The 16,131-nt window shown below is 53.8% G+C and carries 16 protein-coding genes; 9 read left to right on the top strand and 7 right to left on the bottom strand.

Annotated elements, in window-relative coordinates:
- Positions 1 to 28: 28 nt before the first annotated feature.
- The 4 genes from trkA to def all read right to left on the bottom strand — a co-directional run bounded on the left by trkA (position 29) and on the right by def (position 4,284).
- Complete coding sequence (trkA, locus tag ACJJIL_RS22265; protein WP_282930545.1) at positions 29 to 1,414, bottom strand: Trk system potassium transporter TrkA; 1,386 nt, start codon at positions 1,412 to 1,414, stop codon at positions 29 to 31.
- Between the two features lie 30 nt (positions 1,415 to 1,444).
- Positions 1,445 to 2,752, bottom strand: coding sequence for a 16S rRNA (cytosine(967)-C(5))-methyltransferase RsmB (gene rsmB, locus ACJJIL_RS22260; protein ID WP_445360797.1), 1,308 nt, complete (start codon positions 2,750 to 2,752; stop codon positions 1,445 to 1,447).
- Positions 2,753 to 2,754: 2 nt separating this feature from the next.
- Complete coding sequence (gene fmt, locus ACJJIL_RS22255; protein WP_445360796.1) at positions 2,755 to 3,702, bottom strand: methionyl-tRNA formyltransferase; 948 nt, start codon at positions 3,700 to 3,702, stop codon at positions 2,755 to 2,757.
- Between the two features lie 75 nt (positions 3,703 to 3,777).
- Positions 3,778 to 4,284, bottom strand: coding sequence for a peptide deformylase (gene def, locus ACJJIL_RS22250; protein ID WP_444895582.1), 507 nt, complete (start codon positions 4,282 to 4,284; stop codon positions 3,778 to 3,780).
- 183 nt (positions 4,285 to 4,467) lie between these two features.
- On the opposite strand from def, the gene ACJJIL_RS22245 reads away from it, so the two are divergent.
- From ACJJIL_RS22245 to ACJJIL_RS22210, 8 genes are all read left to right on the top strand, one after another.
- Positions 4,468 to 5,538 (top strand): LysM peptidoglycan-binding domain-containing protein, encoded by a 1,071-nt coding sequence (locus tag ACJJIL_RS22245; protein ID WP_445360795.1) that lies wholly within the window; start codon positions 4,468 to 4,470, stop codon positions 5,536 to 5,538.
- 78 nt (positions 5,539 to 5,616) lie between these two features.
- Positions 5,617 to 6,783: a DNA-processing protein DprA gene (gene dprA / locus ACJJIL_RS22240; protein WP_445360794.1), complete on the top strand. Its 1,167-nt coding sequence runs from the start codon at positions 5,617 to 5,619 to the stop codon at positions 6,781 to 6,783.
- 127 nt (positions 6,784 to 6,910) lie between these two features.
- Entirely contained in the window at positions 6,911 to 8,344 is a 1,434-nt protein-coding gene (locus ACJJIL_RS22235; RefSeq protein WP_445360793.1) for a catalase, read from the top strand.
- A gap of 293 nt (positions 8,345 to 8,637) precedes the next feature.
- Positions 8,638 to 9,204, top strand: a complete 567-nt coding sequence (locus ACJJIL_RS22230) for an L-threonylcarbamoyladenylate synthase (RefSeq protein ID WP_444906778.1) — start codon at positions 8,638 to 8,640, stop codon at positions 9,202 to 9,204.
- A gap of 27 nt (positions 9,205 to 9,231) precedes the next feature.
- Positions 9,232 to 10,137 (top strand): oxygen-dependent coproporphyrinogen oxidase, encoded by a 906-nt coding sequence (gene hemF, locus ACJJIL_RS22225; protein WP_445360792.1) that lies wholly within the window; start codon positions 9,232 to 9,234, stop codon positions 10,135 to 10,137.
- Positions 10,138 to 10,167: 30 nt separating this feature from the next.
- Positions 10,168 to 10,617 (top strand): DUF6841 family protein, encoded by a 450-nt coding sequence (locus tag ACJJIL_RS22220; RefSeq protein ID WP_413663901.1) that lies wholly within the window; start codon positions 10,168 to 10,170, stop codon positions 10,615 to 10,617.
- Positions 10,614 to 11,447, top strand: coding sequence for a shikimate dehydrogenase (gene aroE, locus ACJJIL_RS22215; RefSeq protein ID WP_445360791.1), 834 nt, complete (start codon positions 10,614 to 10,616; stop codon positions 11,445 to 11,447). Before ACJJIL_RS22220 ends, aroE begins: the two co-directional genes overlap by 4 nt.
- Positions 11,448 to 11,462: 15 nt before the next feature.
- A complete protein-coding gene (locus ACJJIL_RS22210; RefSeq protein ID WP_282930533.1) occupies positions 11,463 to 11,864 on the top strand; it encodes a hypothetical protein in 402 nt (133 codons plus the stop codon).
- A gap of 32 nt (positions 11,865 to 11,896) precedes the next feature.
- Here ACJJIL_RS22210 and ACJJIL_RS22205 read toward each other — a convergent pair whose 3' ends face one another.
- The 3 genes from ACJJIL_RS22205 to ACJJIL_RS22195 form a co-directional block, all read right to left on the bottom strand.
- Entirely contained in the window at positions 11,897 to 12,415 is a 519-nt protein-coding gene (locus tag ACJJIL_RS22205) for a carboxymuconolactone decarboxylase family protein (protein ID WP_413663903.1), read from the bottom strand.
- Between the two features lie 85 nt (positions 12,416 to 12,500).
- Entirely contained in the window at positions 12,501 to 13,415 is a 915-nt protein-coding gene (locus ACJJIL_RS22200; RefSeq protein WP_445360790.1) for a LysR family transcriptional regulator, read from the bottom strand.
- Positions 13,416 to 13,434: 19 nt separating this feature from the next.
- Positions 13,435 to 13,989, bottom strand: a complete 555-nt coding sequence (locus ACJJIL_RS22195) for a gamma carbonic anhydrase family protein (protein ID WP_444892455.1) — start codon at positions 13,987 to 13,989, stop codon at positions 13,435 to 13,437.
- Between the two features lie 65 nt (positions 13,990 to 14,054).
- Here ACJJIL_RS22195 and ACJJIL_RS22190 point away from each other — a divergent pair, with 65 nt between their 5' ends.
- Positions 14,055 to 16,103 carry a M3 family metallopeptidase gene (locus ACJJIL_RS22190; RefSeq protein WP_445360789.1) on the top strand — a complete coding sequence of 683 codons (2,049 nt, stop codon included), beginning with the start codon at positions 14,055 to 14,057 and terminating at the stop codon, positions 16,101 to 16,103.
- Positions 16,104 to 16,131: the final 28 nt, after the last annotated feature.

Below are 16,131 nucleotides of genomic sequence, written 5' to 3'. Positions count from 1 at the left end.
ATCGCCGGAAAACGAAAATATTATTTGCTCAGAAAAAGCCAAAACCAACTTGGAACAGCTGTTCAACATGGCGAGTCTGGCGGCGGTCGATAAGGAAGACAATCACGTGGTCATCGCTCTGCACAATGACATCATCGTGTGCCATCAAAACTTCGCTGCCATTTTCCGTTTCCCGTACGATGGCGCCAATCGAGGCGCCCTCGGGCAAGTCGATATCTTCGATCTTGCGCCCCACCACCTTGGAAGTGCGCTCGTCACCGTGGGCGATAACCTCAATGGCTTCAGCTGCACCTCGACGCAGGGAGTGGACGTTGACCATATCTCCTCGGCGCACATGGGTGAGCAGGCTGCCAATCGTATTTTGCTGCGGTGAGATGGCAATATCGATTTCACCGCCCTGTACCAGGTCCACATAAGCGCGGTTATTGATCAGGGTCATCACTTTGCGTGCGCCCAGACGTTTGGCCAATAGTGACGACATGATATTAGCCTCGTCGTCATTGGTAAGGGCAAGAAAAACATCGGTATCTTCGATGCTCTCTTCCAGCAGCAGCTCCTGATCGGAGGCGCTGCCGTGCAGGATAATGGTGTGAGACAGCTCCTCGGATAAAAATACACAGCGCTCGTGGCTCTGCTCAATAATTTTTACCGAATAGCGATTCTCAAGCCGAGTGGCCAGGCGCAAACCAATATTGCCACCGCCGGCGATCACTACTCGTTTATAACCGTGTTCCAGTCGACGCAGTTCGCTCATTACCGCGCGAATATCTGCTCGTGCGGCAATAAAGAACACCTCATCGCCGGCTTCAATCACCGTATCACCCTGGGGAATAATTGGCCGGTTGCGACGATAAATCGCAGCAACCCGGGTATCTACCTTGGGCATATGCTCGCGCAAATAGCGCAGTTGGTGCCCAACCAGAGGCCCGCCCTGAACGGCTAAAACCGTTACCAGCTGTACCCGACCACCGGCAAAATCCAACACCTGCAAGGCTCCGGGGTGTTCCATCAGGCGGGAGATATACTCTGAAACCAGTTGCTCCGGGCTGATCAGTACATCGATAGGGATGGCCTGGGTATCGAATAATTCCGGGTATTGCAGATAGGAGGAGGCCCGTACCCGGGCGATTTTGGTGGGGACGCGAAACAGAGAGTGCGCAATCTGGCAGGCCGCCATATTGGTCTCGTCGTTATTGGTGACTGCAACCAGGATATCCGCATCCTCAATCCCGGCTTCCATCAGAATATCCGGGTGAGAGGCGTGGCCCAGTACCACGCCGATATCGATGCGGTCGCGCAGTTCGCGCAGGGTTTTCTCGTCGCTGTCCACCAGGACAATATCATTGCGCTCGGAGGCCAGGGCCTCCGCTAGAGAGCCGCCCACCTGGCCGGCGCCGAGAATGACAATTTTCATATCGGATGAGACTCGCGACTAGCGACGCCGTTATTCAGCTTTGCTCAGCAGAGCGTAGTAGAAACCGTCACCGCCGCCGGTTTGGGGAAGAAGCTGCATACCGGCAACTTGTTTCTCACCCCAGGGCTTATCGTTTAGCAATTCAGGGGTATTGTCGCTCGCATCCTCAGTCTCCGCAATGAACGCTGCGACGACTTCACTATTTTCCGCCGGTAGGCTGGAACAGGTGGCGTAGAGCAACTGCCCACCCGGTTTAACCAGGGGCCACAGAGCGCGCAGGATCTTGCCCTGCAAAGCGACTAACTCGGCAATGTCTTCTTCCCGGCGCAATAGTTTGATATCCGGGTTGCGGCGAATTACCCCGGTTGCTGAACAGGGTGCGTCCAGAAGTATCTGGTCATACTGCTGCCCGTCCCACCACTCATCCGGGGCCGTGGCATCGGCACAGATAAGCTCGGCACTCTGCCCGTTGCGCTCGAGGTTCTCCTCGACTTTGACTAAGCGGTTCTCCTCAATATCCAGCGCGCTCAACTGAATGCTGGATTCCTGCTCCAATAAATGGCAACTCTTGCCGCCGGGTGCCGCACAGGCGTCCAGCACCCGGGCATTTTCCTGCGGTTGTAACAGCAGGGCCGCCAATTGAGCGGACTCATCTTGCACACTGACCAAGCCCTCGGCAAAGCCCGGTAGCGCTGTGATTGAAACCGGCTCAATCAGGGTGATACCGACCGGGGAAAGAGTACAGGGCTCGGCGGAGAGGCCGGTTTCATCGAGCTGTTGTAAATAGCCCGCGCGAGAGATCTTGGCGGTGTTTACCCGCAAGGTCATGGGTGGGTTGGCATTGTTGGCGCGGAAAATATCTGACGCCTTTTCAGGCCAGGCGGCTTTAATCCGCTGCTGTAACCAGGCCGGGTGCATAGAGCTGAACTGTGGATTGCCGGACAGTTTGCGCTGAAGCTGCTCACTGTTGCGCAGAGCGTTGCGCAGCACTCCGTTGATCAGCCCGGTCGCTCTGTCCAGACCGAGGCTGCGCGCGGCATTGACGGTTGCAGATATGGCGGCGTGATCAGGGATGCGAGTGTACTCGAGCTGGTAGATGCCCAGCAGGATCAGTGCATTGATCTCAATATCCGAGACTTTTTTACGCAGCAACTTGGCGGCGATCAATTGCAGGCGCGGTGCCGTGCGGGCACTGCCGTAACAGAGCTCCCGCAACAGAGGGCGATCGCGCTCCTCGACTTTGTCCTCGGCGGCAGGCAGAAGTCTTGCCAACGAGCCACGTTGTTCCAGCAGTGAGGCGATAACTCGGGCGGCCTCGGCGCGTACATCTCTGCTCATAATTATCCCAGTTTGGTACCCGGGGCGAACTGCTCCCGGTAGCCTTTCAAAATTTCTGCTGCGGGAAGCGCTTTTTTACCCGGTAGCTGTATTAATTGGAGGCGCAGGGCCTCGCGGCCGCAGGCCACTAAAATACCTTCGTCGTCACTGGAGAGAATGGTACCGGGCTGATCACTGTGACAGCCCTGTTCGATGGCGGCGCTATAGATACGCAGGCGCTGCTCGCCTTTCTTGTCCCGATAAGTGCTCCAGCACACCGGGAAGGGGTTAAAAGCGCGTATCAATCGATGCAGTTCAGCAGCGGGGCGTTGCCAGTCGATCTGCGCCTCTTCCTTGGTAATTTTGTTGGCGTAGTTAGCCTGGGTATCTTCTTGTACCTGAGGTTTGGCACTGCCACTTTCCAGTAGAGCCAAGGCCTGGAGGAGGGATGGGCCGCCGAGTTCCGCCAGCTTGTCGTGCAAACTGCCACCGCTATCGGACTCAGTAATCGCGCAGCGGCTTTCCACCAAAACTGGGCCGGTATCCAGGCCCGCCTCCATTTGCATAATGGCGACACCACTTTCATTGTCACCCGCTTCCACCGCGCGTTGGATCGGTGCGGCACCGCGCCAGCGCGGCAACAAAGAGGCGTGCACATTGATACAGCCCAGACGCGGGGTATCCAGCACCACCTGCGGTAGTATCAGGCCGTAGGCCACCACCACCATAATATCCGCTCCAAGGGCAGTGAGCTCCGCCTGGGCCGTCTCGTCGCGCAGGCTCAGGGGTTGGTACACCGGGATATTGTGGGAGAGTGCCAGCTGTTTCACCGGGCTGGCGAGCAATTTCTTACCGCGCCCAGCCGGCCTGTCCGGTTGGGTGTAAACGGCCATGACATTGTGCTCGCTGTCGAGCAGCGCTTGCAGGTGCACGGCGGCAAAGTCCGGTGTGCCGGCAAAAATAATATTCACTGACTTGCTCTCAGGTAATGGGGGTGGGAGAGCTGCCGTAAGGCGGCAGCTCCAGGCTCCTGCGGCTGGCGCAGATCAGGCGCGGCGGCGCTGGGACTTTTCCAGCTTAGAGCGGATGCGGTTGCGCTTCAGCGGGGAGATATAATCCACGAAGAGCTTACCATCCAAATGATCGACTTCATGTTGGATACAGACCGCCAGCAATCCCTCGGCCTCCAGGGCAAAAGGTTCGCCATTGCGGTCCAGGGCCTTTACACGCACTTTGCGCGGGCGCTCCACCGTTTCGTAGAAACCGGGCACTGACAAGCAGCCCTCGTCGTACTGATGGATCTCCGGGTCCAGCACTTCGATTTCGGGATTGATAAACCCGTAAGGTTCATTGCCGTCTTCGGATATATCCACTACCACAATGCGCTCCTGCGCATTGACTTGGATAGCGGCGAGGCCGATACCGGGCGCGGCGTACATGGTTTCAAACATGTCGTCGAGCAATTGGCGGTGGGCGTCGGTCACTTCAGCGACGGGTTTAGCGATCTCGCGCAGGCGCGGATCGGGAAATTCCAGTATCTCGAGTTTAGCCATAACACCTGTGACAAACTTCTAGTATTCGTTGAACGTGCGCTGATAACATTATGATCGCGCTCAAAATTTACCGAGTGGACCCCTGTTTTTGCTGGCGCTATGCGCCCGGGTCCGGTCTCGCTCCCTTCACGGGAGTGGCCCGGCGCTGAGAATTATAGCGATAAAGAGCATAGGAATGCTTCCATGAAAAAAATTATCCTGGCCGCGATCTCGTTGTTAGCGGTTGCCCTTGGTGTCGAAGCACAGGATCAGGTTCGCCTGAACCCCAGTCACCCCGACGCTTATGTGGTGCAAAAGGGCGATACGCTCTGGGATATTTCCAGTCAGTTCCTGGTGCAACCCTGGTACTGGCCGGAGATTTGGCAAGTGAACCCACAGGTGGAAAACCCCCACCTGATTTATCCAGGAGATAGCCTGCGCCTTGTTTATGTCGACGGCCAGCCACAATTACAACTGCAGCGCGGCCCCCGGGCGTATCAACTATCCCCGGGGATTGATGGTAATCGGTTGTCGCCCTCGATCCGTCGCGAGGCGGTAGAAGACGCGATCTCGGCGATTCCGCTGGATGCGATTAATGCTTTCTTATCCCGTACCCGTATTGTCGAGCCCGGTGCTTTTGAAGGTACTCCTTACATTGTTTCCGGCTCCGATGACCACATTCTGATGGGAGCGGGTGACACCATCTATGCGCGCGGTAATTTTGGTGCTCCACTGCCGTCTTATGGCATTTATCGCCCCGGCCCGGTCTATACAGACCCTGTATCCGGTGAAGTCCTAGGTCGACAAGCCCTCGGTGTAGGTTCTGTCGACTTGCTGCAGTTGGACCCAGACAACAACCTGAACTTTTCCGTTGCGACTATGGGCGTGCGCAGCACTGCCCGTGAGGTTCGCCTCGATGATCGGTTGATGCCGGTGGAGGAGCGCTCAATTGAAGCCCTGTTCCACCCCAGCGCGCCCACTATCGCTATCGATAGCCTGATTGTAGGAGTCGATGAAGGGGTTACCCAAATTGGTAAATTTGATGTCGTAATTCTCAATGTCGGTGATCGGGATGGACTGCTGCCGGGCAATGTCCTGGCGATATTCAAAGCGGGTTCAACAGTGCGCGACCGTATTGCTGGTGACGTGGTAAAGCTTCCAGATACCCGCGCTGGTGAGTTGATGGTATTCCGTACCTTTGAAAAAATGAGCCTAGCCCTGGTACTGGATGCTCGTCGCCCGCTGGCAGTGATGGATATGGTACGCAACCCCTAAGCGATCCCAGAAGATCTCGCGGCAGGTGTTGCTGTTTGCCCTGCCGCACAACTTTCAAAACAGAAAATGGTAAGTTGCATGGATGCATTGACCGCTACTATGTCGTTGCTGCGTCTTGAAGGAATTGGCCCGGCTCGCTACTGGCAATTACTGGAGCACTTTGCCACTGCCGAAGAGGCTCTCCAGCAGTTTCCTCAACCTCTTCTGCAAAAGTTATCACCGCGGGCCCAAAACCAGTGGCGGGAATTTTCCAGTCGATCTGCCGTCAGTGAGCTCGCTGATTGGGTTGAGCGTGAGCGAGCCCGCTGCGCAGACCTGGGCGTGCAGCTGGTTTGTCACAGCGATCCCGATTACCCCGCCCTTTTATCGGAGACCTCGCGCCCCCCGCCTGTGCTTTATATCCGTGGTGAAAAAAGTGCTCTAAATCTACCACAGGTAGCGATGGTGGGTGCCCGTCGGGCGACTGTGGCGGGTCTGGATAATGCCCGGGCCTTCGCCGCGGAATTGGCAAGTTCCGGATTTGCTATCACTTCCGGGCTGGCTTTGGGTGTGGATGCCGCAGCCCACCGAGGGGCGCTGCAGGGAGCGGGCTCCACGATCGCAGTTTTGGGTAGTGGAGTTGACCGCATTTATCCAAAACACAATCGCCCCCTGGCGGAGGACATTCTCTCTGCAGGCGGTGCTCTAATAAGCGAATTGCCTCTTGGCAGCAATGCTGAGGCAAAGAATTTTCCTCGGAGGAACCGGATTATCAGTGGCCTTTCAATGGGGGTATTACTGGTAGAAGCAGCGATGCGCTCAGGTTCTCTGATTACGGCGCGTTTGGCGCTGGAGCAGAATCGAGAGGTTTTTGCGATCCCAGGTTCTATTCACAACCCAATGGCCAGGGGTTGCCACCACATGATAAAAGAAGGTGCGATACTGGTTGAAACCAGCGCAGATGTAGCCGGCCAGCTCGGCGGTTTACTGGCAGAGCCCAAACCCACTGAACTCCCCCCAGGTAAACCACTGCCCGAGCTTCAGCAACATATAATCAGAGCGCTTGCCGGAGGGCCTCGAAGTATCGAGCTATTGTCTCGTGATACCGGGATTGAGGCGGGTGAATTGATGGCTGTATTGATGGAGTTGGAGTTAGAGGGCTTGGTAGAGCAATTCACTGGGTCTTACCAGCTAACAATGAAGGGCAGCCGTTATACGGAAGGGAAAAAACTGGCTAAAACCCCTGCGGAGCCAGTGAGACTCTAAAGGTCTTACTGGGAAGTTACGAAGAGAATTAATCAGAAACTCCTTGTTGATGGTGTAGCCGCCGATCAATTCGCGCTGCTCTGGAGCAGCGTTAATACTCAGTGGATTCCAAAAGTGGAGTCTAATTATGGCGGATAAACCCAAACTCACCACTGATGCCGGCGCTCCGGTTCCCGATAATCAAAATAGCCTTACAGCGGGGCCAGATGGCCCGCTATTGATTCAAGATTATCAGCTTATCGAAAAACTGGCGCATCAAAATCGTGAGCGTATACCCGAGCGGGCGGTACATGCCAAAGGTTGGGGCGCCTATGGGGTTTTGAGGGTAACCGGTGATATTTCTAACTACACCTGTGCCCGGGTTTTGCAGCCGGGGGCAGAGACCCCACTGTTGGCCCGTTTTTCAACCGTGGCCGGTGAATTGGGTGCAGCTGATGCGGAACGGGATGTTCGTGGTTTTGCACTGAAGTTTTATACGGGGGAGGGAAATTGGGATTTGGTCGGCAACAATACGCCGGTCTTTTTTGTACGAGACCCCTACAAGTTCCCGGATTTTATCCACACACAAAAACGCCACCCCCGCACTCACTTGCGCTCCCCCACGGCCATGTGGGATTTCTGGTCGTTGAGCCCTGAAAGCCTTCACCAGGTGACCATACTATTCTCCGATCGTGGTTTGCCCATATCTCCATTGCATATGAACGGTTATGGCTCCCATACCTTCTCCTTGTGGAATCACAGTGGAGAACGCTTCTGGGTCAAATTTCATTTTAAGACTCAGCAGGGACATAGGTATTTCACCAATACGGAAGCTGAAGCTGTGATTGGACGCTCGAGGGAGAGTTACCAGGAGGCGATGTACAGCGCGATAGAAAATGGGGAATGTCCGAAGTGGACATTCCAAATTCAGGTCATGCCCGAGGCAGACCTTGGCAAAACAAGCTACAACCCCTTTGACCTCACCAAGGTTTGGCCCCACGGTGATTATCCACCTATCGAGGTGGGAACCATGGAGTTAAATCGCAACCCGCAAGACTACTTTGCAGAAATCGAGCAGGCAGCTTTCTCTCCATCCAATATCGTACCGGGTATCAGTTTCTCACCGGATAAAATGCTGCAGGCGCGTATTTTCTCCTATGCCGATGCACACCGTCACCGCTTGGGAACTCACTATGAGAGTCTCCCAGTGAATGCCCCGCGTTGTCCGGTCCATAATTACTATCGGGATGGTGAAATGAATACCACGGGTATCCGCAGTGGTAATCCGGATGCTTTTTATGAGCCGAATAGTTTTTCTGGGCCAGAGGAGGACCCAAAAGCGAAAGAGCCCCCGTTACCAATATCCGGTGCGGCAGATAGATATGACCACCGCAAAGGCAATGACGATTACAGTCAGGTTCGAGCGCTCTTTGATTTGTTCGACGATGAACAAAAACAGCGCTTATATAACAATATTGCAGAAGCGATGGCGGGTGTACCGGATGAAATAATTCAGCGACAATTGGCTGAGTTCCACAAAGTACACGCCAGCTATGCGGCAGGGGTAAAAATGGCGCTTTGAGGAGCGGTTCGCAGGTCCAGTTCAATAAACGGCCTTGGGATTTGCTTTCGAACTGATTACTGAGATGAGCGCGGGGGTTACATCTTGTGCGCAGTTGGGCAATCCGCTAGATTGCAGTGGTTCACCTCGCTCGGTAGTAAAGTAAGTCGGAAGAGAAGCCTTTTGGAGCGACCCTCGTGGGTTTTGACTTCGATCTGCCTGTAGGAAAAGCTGCCTGGCGCCTAGGATAAATTCCATATTCCGTTGCAGCAAGATTGGCAGCGGCCTAAAGATGAAGTAAGACCAGCTTAAAAATGAAGTACTCACCGCTTTCCGTAAAACAGGCTGCCCGCGCCCTGGCAGCGGGTGGTGTTATTGCCCATCCCACTGAATCTGTATGGGGCTTGGCTTGCGACCCCAATAACCTGCTGGCTGTCAGGCGCTTGCTACAACTTAAGCATCGCCCACTTGAGAAAGGTTTGATCCTGGTCTCCGGTGACAGAAGACATTTTGATCCGCTCCTTAGAAACCTTAGTGATCAGCAACAGGAACAGCTGGATTGCAGCTGGCCGGGACCGGTGACATGGCTCGTACCCCATCGGGGCTTAATTCCCGCCTGGGTCTGCGGAGTACATAAATCTGTGGCCCTGCGCTGCACCGATCACCCGTTTACTGCTGCGTTAACACGCGCCTTTGGCGGTGCTATCGTATCCACTTCAGCAAACCCGGCCGGGTCTCAGCCCGCCCGTAATAAGTACCAGGTACTACGCTATTTCGGCCGCGACCTCGACTTTGTCGGCGGCGGCTCGACCGGCGGCCGCAGCGCACCCAGTGAAATTCGCGATCTGCAAAGCGGCCGTGTGCTGAGGGCGGGTGCCTAACCTCAAACAGAGACGTAGTTTTCGCCTATGAGTGATATCGATACCAAGGAAGTAAAGGCCTATCTACTCGGCCTACAAGACCGTATTTGCAATGCCCTGAGCGAAGAAGACGGTCAGTCATTTCGTGAGGATAACTGGGACAGGCCCGGTGGTGGCGGTGGTCGAACTCGAGTGCTGGAAGAGGGGAATCTGATCGAAAAAGGCGGAGTGAACTTTTCCCATGTTTATGGGGATGGACTCCCGCCTTCGGCCACGGCTAATCGCCCCGAACTGGCCGGCTGTTCTTTTGAAGCGATGGGCGTCTCCCTGGTCATTCACCCGCGCAACCCCTACGTGCCCACTAGCCATGCAAACGTGCGTCTATTTGTGGCGAAAAAGCCAGGAGCTGAACCCATCTGGTGGTTTGGTGGCGGCTATGATTTGACCCCGTATTACGGTTATCACGAGGATGTCATACATTGGCACCAAACGGCCAAGCAGGCCTGTGAGCCTTTTGGCAGCGAGGTATACCCTCGTTTTAAGCAGTGGTGTGACAAATATTTCTACCTGAAGCATCGGGATGAAGCTCGGGGAGTCGGCGGGCTCTTTTTCGATGATTTTAACGAAGGTGGCTACAACAGCGCTTTTGCGCTTATGCGCGCTGTTGGCGATAGTTACTTAGAGGCTTATCTACCCATTGTGCAGAAGCGCAAAGAGGCTGCTTACGGTGAGCGCGAGCGTGAATTCCAACTCTACCGCCGTGGGCGCTATGTGGAATTCAACCTGGTCTTTGATCGTGGCACTCTGTTCGGATTGCAAAGTGGTGGGCGCACAGAATCCATTCTGATGTCCTTGCCGTCACTGGTGAGCTGGAAGTATGACTGGCAACCAGAGCCGGGATCTGCGGAAGAGAAGCTATACACTGATTTTCTGCCACACAGAGACTGGGTATAGCCAAGCAATTTGTCACAATGGAGGTTTGTTGTGCACCCATCGCGATTGGAAGGAATCAACTCCCTGTTTCTCGATTACAGGCGGCATTTTGAAACGGGAGATGTTGAGCAGATTGCTGACTTTTATCGTTTCCCACTGCACTACTACCGGGAAGATGGCGTAAAGCTCACCGTAGAACGGGATGAGTTTATCCAGCAGGTGGTTAAGCTCCTCAATGCTTATCGACGCCTTGGTGTCTGTCAGATTCTCGGCACTGTTACCGAGGTGATAGAGCTGAATAATTACAGCACCCTTGCGAGCTTGCGCTGGACCTTGCTACACCCGCAGGGGGAAGAAAAAGCGGTAGAGCTGTACAGCTCACAAACCCGCTATTTAGTCACCGAAGCTGCCGACGGCCTCAAAATTGACGGTTTAATAATTGTCGATGAAAGTGCCAAGATTCGTGAGGCAGCGAGAGAGCGCAAAAGGGCGGAATCATGAGTGACCGCTATGCGGTGGTGGGTAACCCTATAGAGCACTCCCTCTCACCGGAGATACACCGAGCCTTTGTTGCGCAAACAGGCGAGGATATCGATTACAGTAAACTGCTTGCTCCTCTGGATGGCTTTGTTAATTACGCGCGAACTTTTTTTGCTGAGGGTGGTTGTGGCCTCAATGTGACGGTGCCCTTCAAGCTGCAAGCATTTGAGATGGCGGATAACCTGACCGAGCGGGCTGCGTCAGTGGGAGCGGTGAATACCTTGGCACTGGCTGAAGGTGGAAAGATTCTCGGCGACAACACCGACGGGACTGGCCTGGTATTTGATATTTGCACCAACTTGGGCTGGAAAATCAAGGATCGGAAAGTTCTCTTGCTTGGAGCTGGCGGAGCCGCCCGGGGAGCATTGCTGCCAATCCTTGCGGAAAAACCAGCACATTTACATATTGCCAACCGCACCGCAGAAAAAGCGGTACAGCTTGCGGCAGAATTTTCCCAGTTGGGCGAATTAAGTGGTGGCGGCCTGGAGGAATTGAGAGGCTGCTACGACCTGATTATCAATGCGAGTTCCGCAAGCCTTGGGGGTGTGCTGCCGCCGCTTCCTGAAGGCTGTGTCGCCAGTCATGGTAAAGCTTACGACATGATGTACGCCGCCGAGCCAACGCCTTTTTTACAATGGGCGCGTGGACAGGGCGCAGAGAGTGCTGATGGCCTTGGGATGTTGGTAGAGCAGGCCGCTGAGTCATTTTTACTGTGGCGCGGTGTACGTCCTGAAACAGCGCCGATCATGGCCAAGTTGCGCCGGGACCTAAATCAGACAACCGAAAATTAAAAGAGAGAAAGCGTTGTGCGTGATATTGTGCGAAACCTGTCGATTTGTTTTGCTGTGGGGTGTTTCGGCGGGCTTTGCTATGCCGTGGGGTTATGGGCCATGGGGCGGTATGGCTTCACCCAGTTTCTAGGGGTAGATTTGGCGCCATCCCTGAGCAATGCCTACCTGTACCAGCGCGTAGTTTGGGGTGGAGTTTTCGGGCTGCTGTTTTTGTTGCCTTTGCGTAACGCCTGGTTAATACGGGGCTTCCTCTTATCCCTGGTGCCGGCAGGGTTGATGCTGTTGTATCTTCTGCCGCAGAGAGGTTATGACTACGGTGCTCTGGTACTGGGACAAATGACGCCCCTGGTTATCGTTCTAGCTTGTGCCATTGGCGGCATAGGTGCATCGGCACTGCTGCGGCTACAGGGTAAATAGTGAGGAGGCCTTGGTTGCCAAGGCCTGCCACATCACTGTTTAAATTCGATCTCAACCAGGCTGCAGCTTTGGGTATATCCCATAGCCCGCTTGATTGTGGGGAAGACCGACGCGGTAGCGACGCTGACCCCCAGCTCGATTCTCTGTCGGTTATCCAGTTGTGCACCTATCCGTTCATTGAGAACAGGATCGATCGTTTTGTAGCTGGCCACGGCTGTTGCAAAATCAAAAATGTCCTGCAAGTTCTCAGGCAGGCCGCTGCCGCCTTGGATACAAGCTTTCACCAAGTGGGGTTCAACACCAGCCTCTAGGGCCATACGCACATTCAGTTGCAGGCACATGCCGCAATCAGCTACTTGCATTGCCGCTATCTTACTCACCCAAAAAACATCAATAGGTAAAAACTCCCTGTGCATGGATAGGGGCTGAAAATTTCTAAATTTTTCAAAGCCTTCAGGAGAACCCTGAAGAAACTCGCGCAAGTAGTCCATGTCATAGCGGTATTTTTGGGAGAAGGCCTCCATTTCTTGGAGATATTGCTGTTTGGACATAGTTTGGTTCCTAATCAAGTCGGATTGAGTCACAGACCATCGGCCTACAACGCCAAGTCTTATGTAAAATCCTGATAGGTAAAAATTAGTTTCTATCGGATATTTCGATAGGTGGGCTGTAAAAGTTACCGTAGAGTCGCCGGGCCTCTCGGGCGAACCATTGCGCAGCTAAGCCTTGTGGCGTCTGCTTGGACCAGAGCAGATCCACACCGAGGCTCCAGGTATTGAGAGAACCGGTTAAGTTGAGCTCAACCAACCTGCCGCTTTTTAAAAAGGGGCGGGCCAGTTCGTAGGGCGCATTGACCCACCCAACCCCCTTACATGCCAGATCCAGGGCCTGTAGCAGAGAATCACTCCGCCAAGTCTGTGCAGAGAGCTGCCAACGGTACCTTTGGGATTCTGGTGCTGTGGTGATCTGTCGGTGCTGGGCCGCTTCATTCAATGAGGATTGTTTTTTCTGGGCAAGGGGATGTTCCGGGCAGGCCAGGCTAAGTACCCGCTGTTGTCCCAGGTTACTGGTATCCAGCGAGCTGGGATAGGAATCCCTTGAGGTGACAAAGGCAAAATCGGCTTCACCCAGTGTCACCTGCTGGACTGCTTCCTCCCCAGTAACACTGCCGAGCTGAAGCTCAGTATGCGGAAAGCGCTCGCTGAAAGTTACCAGCATATCGTTGAGTCGATCTGGCATTACCAGCTCTTCAAATAATATATTGAGCTGGGGCTCCTCTCCCCGCTGGAAGGAATTTGCCGCCTGTTGGAAGCGCTGCAACTGCCCCAACGATTGACGTGCTAATGGCAGTAATGCCAAAGCGGCGGCGGTGGGTTGGGGATATTTCCCTTCGCGGTTAAATAGAGTCAGCCCCAGGTCGAGTTCAAGATTTTGAATCAAGCTGCTTACAGAAGACTGAGCCCGGCTCACTTCGCGAGCAACCGCCGAAAAAGATCCGACTTCACAGGAGCGCACAAAAATATGCAGCTGGTCCATATTCAGGTTAAGCATAGCGGGGAGCCGGCTGTGACTATGGTTGCTGCTTAAGGAGATACTGATCTTTCAGTTTCACGTAGTTTTCAGCGGAATACTTAAAGAAAGCCTTTTCCTTGTCAGACAGGGGGCGCGCCTTTTTGCAGGGGGCGCCTACGTAGAGATAACCACTCTCCAGGGTTTTACCGGGCGGAACCAGTGCTCCGGCTGCCAGTACGACATCGTCCTCAATAATGGCTCCGTCGAGAACAATAGATCCGATACCAATTAAGATCCGGTTGCCGATGGTACAACCGTGCAGGCAGGCTTTATGACCGATAGTGACATCTTCGCCAATGGTCAGCGGCCAACCGTCGGCGTTGAATGGTCCCGCATGGGTGATATGGAGAACAGCCCCATCCTGTACACTGGTTCGCGCGCCGATGCGGATCTTATGCATATCACCGCGCACAACGGCCATGGGCCATACGGAGCAATCATCCCCCAGGGTAACGTCACCAATGACTGCGGATTGCGGATCGATATATACGCTGTCGCCAAGTTCTGGAAACTTCTCGCCGTGGGAATCATCGTGGCTGCGCAGTGGGGACATAAATAAGCTCCTGTACAATGAATCCTCTATCATAGCTTTATCCTAATTCGAGCACAGAGTCTTATATGTCCAATCCACTGTTGAATATCCCGCTGCTGCCGCCTTTTGATAATCTCGAGCCCGAGCAGGTGGAACCCGCCATCGCCGAACTGATTAAAACGTGTGAGCAAACCCTTCAACAGGGATTGGAGACCCCCAGCTGGGATAATACGCTGGTGCCTCTGGAACAGGCGGAAGACCAGCTAAATCGAGCCTTCTCCCCAGTCAGTCACCTGAATAGCGTTCTAAGTGGCCCCTGGCGGGCGCCCTATGAGGCCGCTTTAGCCAAAGTGACGGCTTACTGGACAAAGCAGGGGCAAAATCGCGAACTTTACGACCTGTACCTCCAATTAATGCAGTCGCCCGAATTTGCAAACTGGCCACAGGCACGCAAGAAGTCTTTGGAGCTGGGAGTCAGAGACTTTGAACTCGGTGGTGTAGGCCTTGAAGGAGAGGCCCGTGAAAAGTTTGCCGTTAACAGTCAGCGTTTGGCGGAGTTATCCAGCCAATTTGCCAACAATGTCCTCGATGCAACCAATGCCTGGACCTGGCATACGAATGATGAAGCTCAGCTTCAGGGGCTTCCTCAAACTGCTCTCGCCGCTGCACGGAATGCAGCTGAGGCAAAAGGCCTGGATGGGTGGCTGATTACCTTAGAGGGGCCCAGCTTTCTCGCTGTTATGACCCACGCTGAAAATAGATCTCTGCGTCGGGATGTCCATTTGGCTTTTGTTAGTCGCGCATCCGAAGTTGGTCCCCAGGCAGGTGAATACGATAACTCCGAAGTGATGGAGGCAATTCTCGCATTGCGCGCTGAACAGGCCAGTTTACTGGGAATGAACAGCTATGCGGAGTTGTCATTGGCCAGCAAAATGGCTCCAAATACAGAGCGGGTTTTGGAATTTCTACAGGATCTGGCAGAACGAGCCAGGCCAGCTGCCCAACGAGAAATGGCTGAGCTGAAAGCGTTTGCTGCAGACCAACTCAGTATTGAAGAGTTGCAACCATGGGATGTGGCCTGGGCCGCAGAAAAGCTCAAACAGCAGCGATACGCCATCAGCCAAGAGGAATTGAGGCCCTATTTCCCTTACGCCAAAGTCGTTGACGGCCTCTTTACTGTGGTGGATAAATTATTCGGAATCACAGTTGAAGAAGATACCAGCGTTGCTACTTGGCATGCCGACGTGCAGTTCTTTTGGCTGCTGAGAGATGGCGAAAAGATAGCTGGTTTCTATTTGGATGCGTTCGCGCGTGAGAAAAAGCGTGGCGGGGCCTGGATGGATACAGTAAGTAGTCGTCGCCACACGCTCAACGGACTCCAGTTGCCTATAGCTTATCTAGTATGTAATTTCAGTCCGGCTGCAGGTGATACCCCCTCACTTTTAACCCACACGGAAGTAACCACTTTATTCCATGAATTCGGCCATGGCCTCCACCATATGCTGACACAGATTGATGTGGCAGCAGTTTCTGGTATTAATGGTGTTGCTTGGGATGCGGTGGAAATGCCCAGCCAATTTCTGGAAAATTGGTGTTGGCAACCCCAGGCTATTTCCATAATTTCTGCACATTTCGAAACTGGAGAGGCTCTTCCCGAAGCTTTACTGAATAAAATGCTGGCAGCGAAAAATTTCCAGTCTGCCATGTTTACAGTACGCCAGTTGGAGTTTGCACTTTTTGATTTTCGCCTCCATGCCAGCGAAGAGGCATTGACCGCCGATAAAGTTCAGGTTTTACTGGATCAGGTACGAGCAGAGGTTGCTGTTGTGCCTATCGCCGCAGAAAACCGCTTCCAAAATGCTTTTAGCCATATTTTTGCTGGTGGTTATGCCGCAGGATATTACAGCTATAAATGGGCAGAAGTGCTTTCGGCAGATGCTTTTTCTCTATTTGAAGAAGATGGTATCTTTAATAGAGAGACGGGAAATAAATTTCTGCACAGTATTTTGGAACAGGGTGGTAGCCGTGATGCGTTGGAGCTGTTTGTTCAATTCCGTGGACGAGAGCCGCAAATTGATGCCCTATTGCGTCACTCTGGTATCGAGCAGCAAGAGCTGAATATCAGTCCTGTGTAACGGATAAGTCAATCATGAAATATTGAGT

It is taken from the genome of Microbulbifer maximicatervae (SeqCode) (genome assembly GCF_052468095.1).
This window is presented reverse-complemented; position numbering and strand designations above follow the sequence as displayed.

Coding starts and splice junctions, on each gene's coding strand:
- dprA (WP_445360794.1), top strand. CDS start 5,617: ATGGATGCATTGACCGCTACTATGTCGTTGCTGCGTCTTGAAGGAATT.
- rsmB (WP_445360797.1), bottom strand. CDS start 2,752: ATGAGCAGAGATGTACGCGCCGAGGCCGCCCGAGTTATCGCCTCACTG.
- ACJJIL_RS22195 (WP_444892455.1), bottom strand. CDS start 13,989: ATGTCCCCACTGCGCAGCCACGATGATTCCCACGGCGAGAAGTTTCCA.
- ACJJIL_RS22190 (WP_445360789.1), top strand. CDS start 14,055: ATGTCCAATCCACTGTTGAATATCCCGCTGCTGCCGCCTTTTGATAAT.
- aroE (WP_445360791.1), top strand. CDS start 10,614: ATGAGTGACCGCTATGCGGTGGTGGGTAACCCTATAGAGCACTCCCTC.
- ACJJIL_RS22205 (WP_413663903.1), bottom strand. CDS start 12,415: ATGTCCAAACAGCAATATCTCCAAGAAATGGAGGCCTTCTCCCAAAAA.
- ACJJIL_RS22245 (WP_445360795.1), top strand. CDS start 4,468: ATGAAAAAAATTATCCTGGCCGCGATCTCGTTGTTAGCGGTTGCCCTT.
- ACJJIL_RS22200 (WP_445360790.1), bottom strand. CDS start 13,415: ATGCTTAACCTGAATATGGACCAGCTGCATATTTTTGTGCGCTCCTGT.
- hemF (WP_445360792.1), top strand. CDS start 9,232: ATGAGTGATATCGATACCAAGGAAGTAAAGGCCTATCTACTCGGCCTA.
- ACJJIL_RS22235 (WP_445360793.1), top strand. CDS start 6,911: ATGGCGGATAAACCCAAACTCACCACTGATGCCGGCGCTCCGGTTCCC.
- ACJJIL_RS22230 (WP_444906778.1), top strand. CDS start 8,638: ATGAAGTACTCACCGCTTTCCGTAAAACAGGCTGCCCGCGCCCTGGCA.
- trkA (WP_282930545.1), bottom strand. CDS start 1,414: ATGAAAATTGTCATTCTCGGCGCCGGCCAGGTGGGCGGCTCTCTAGCG.
- def (WP_444895582.1), bottom strand. CDS start 4,284: ATGGCTAAACTCGAGATACTGGAATTTCCCGATCCGCGCCTGCGCGAG.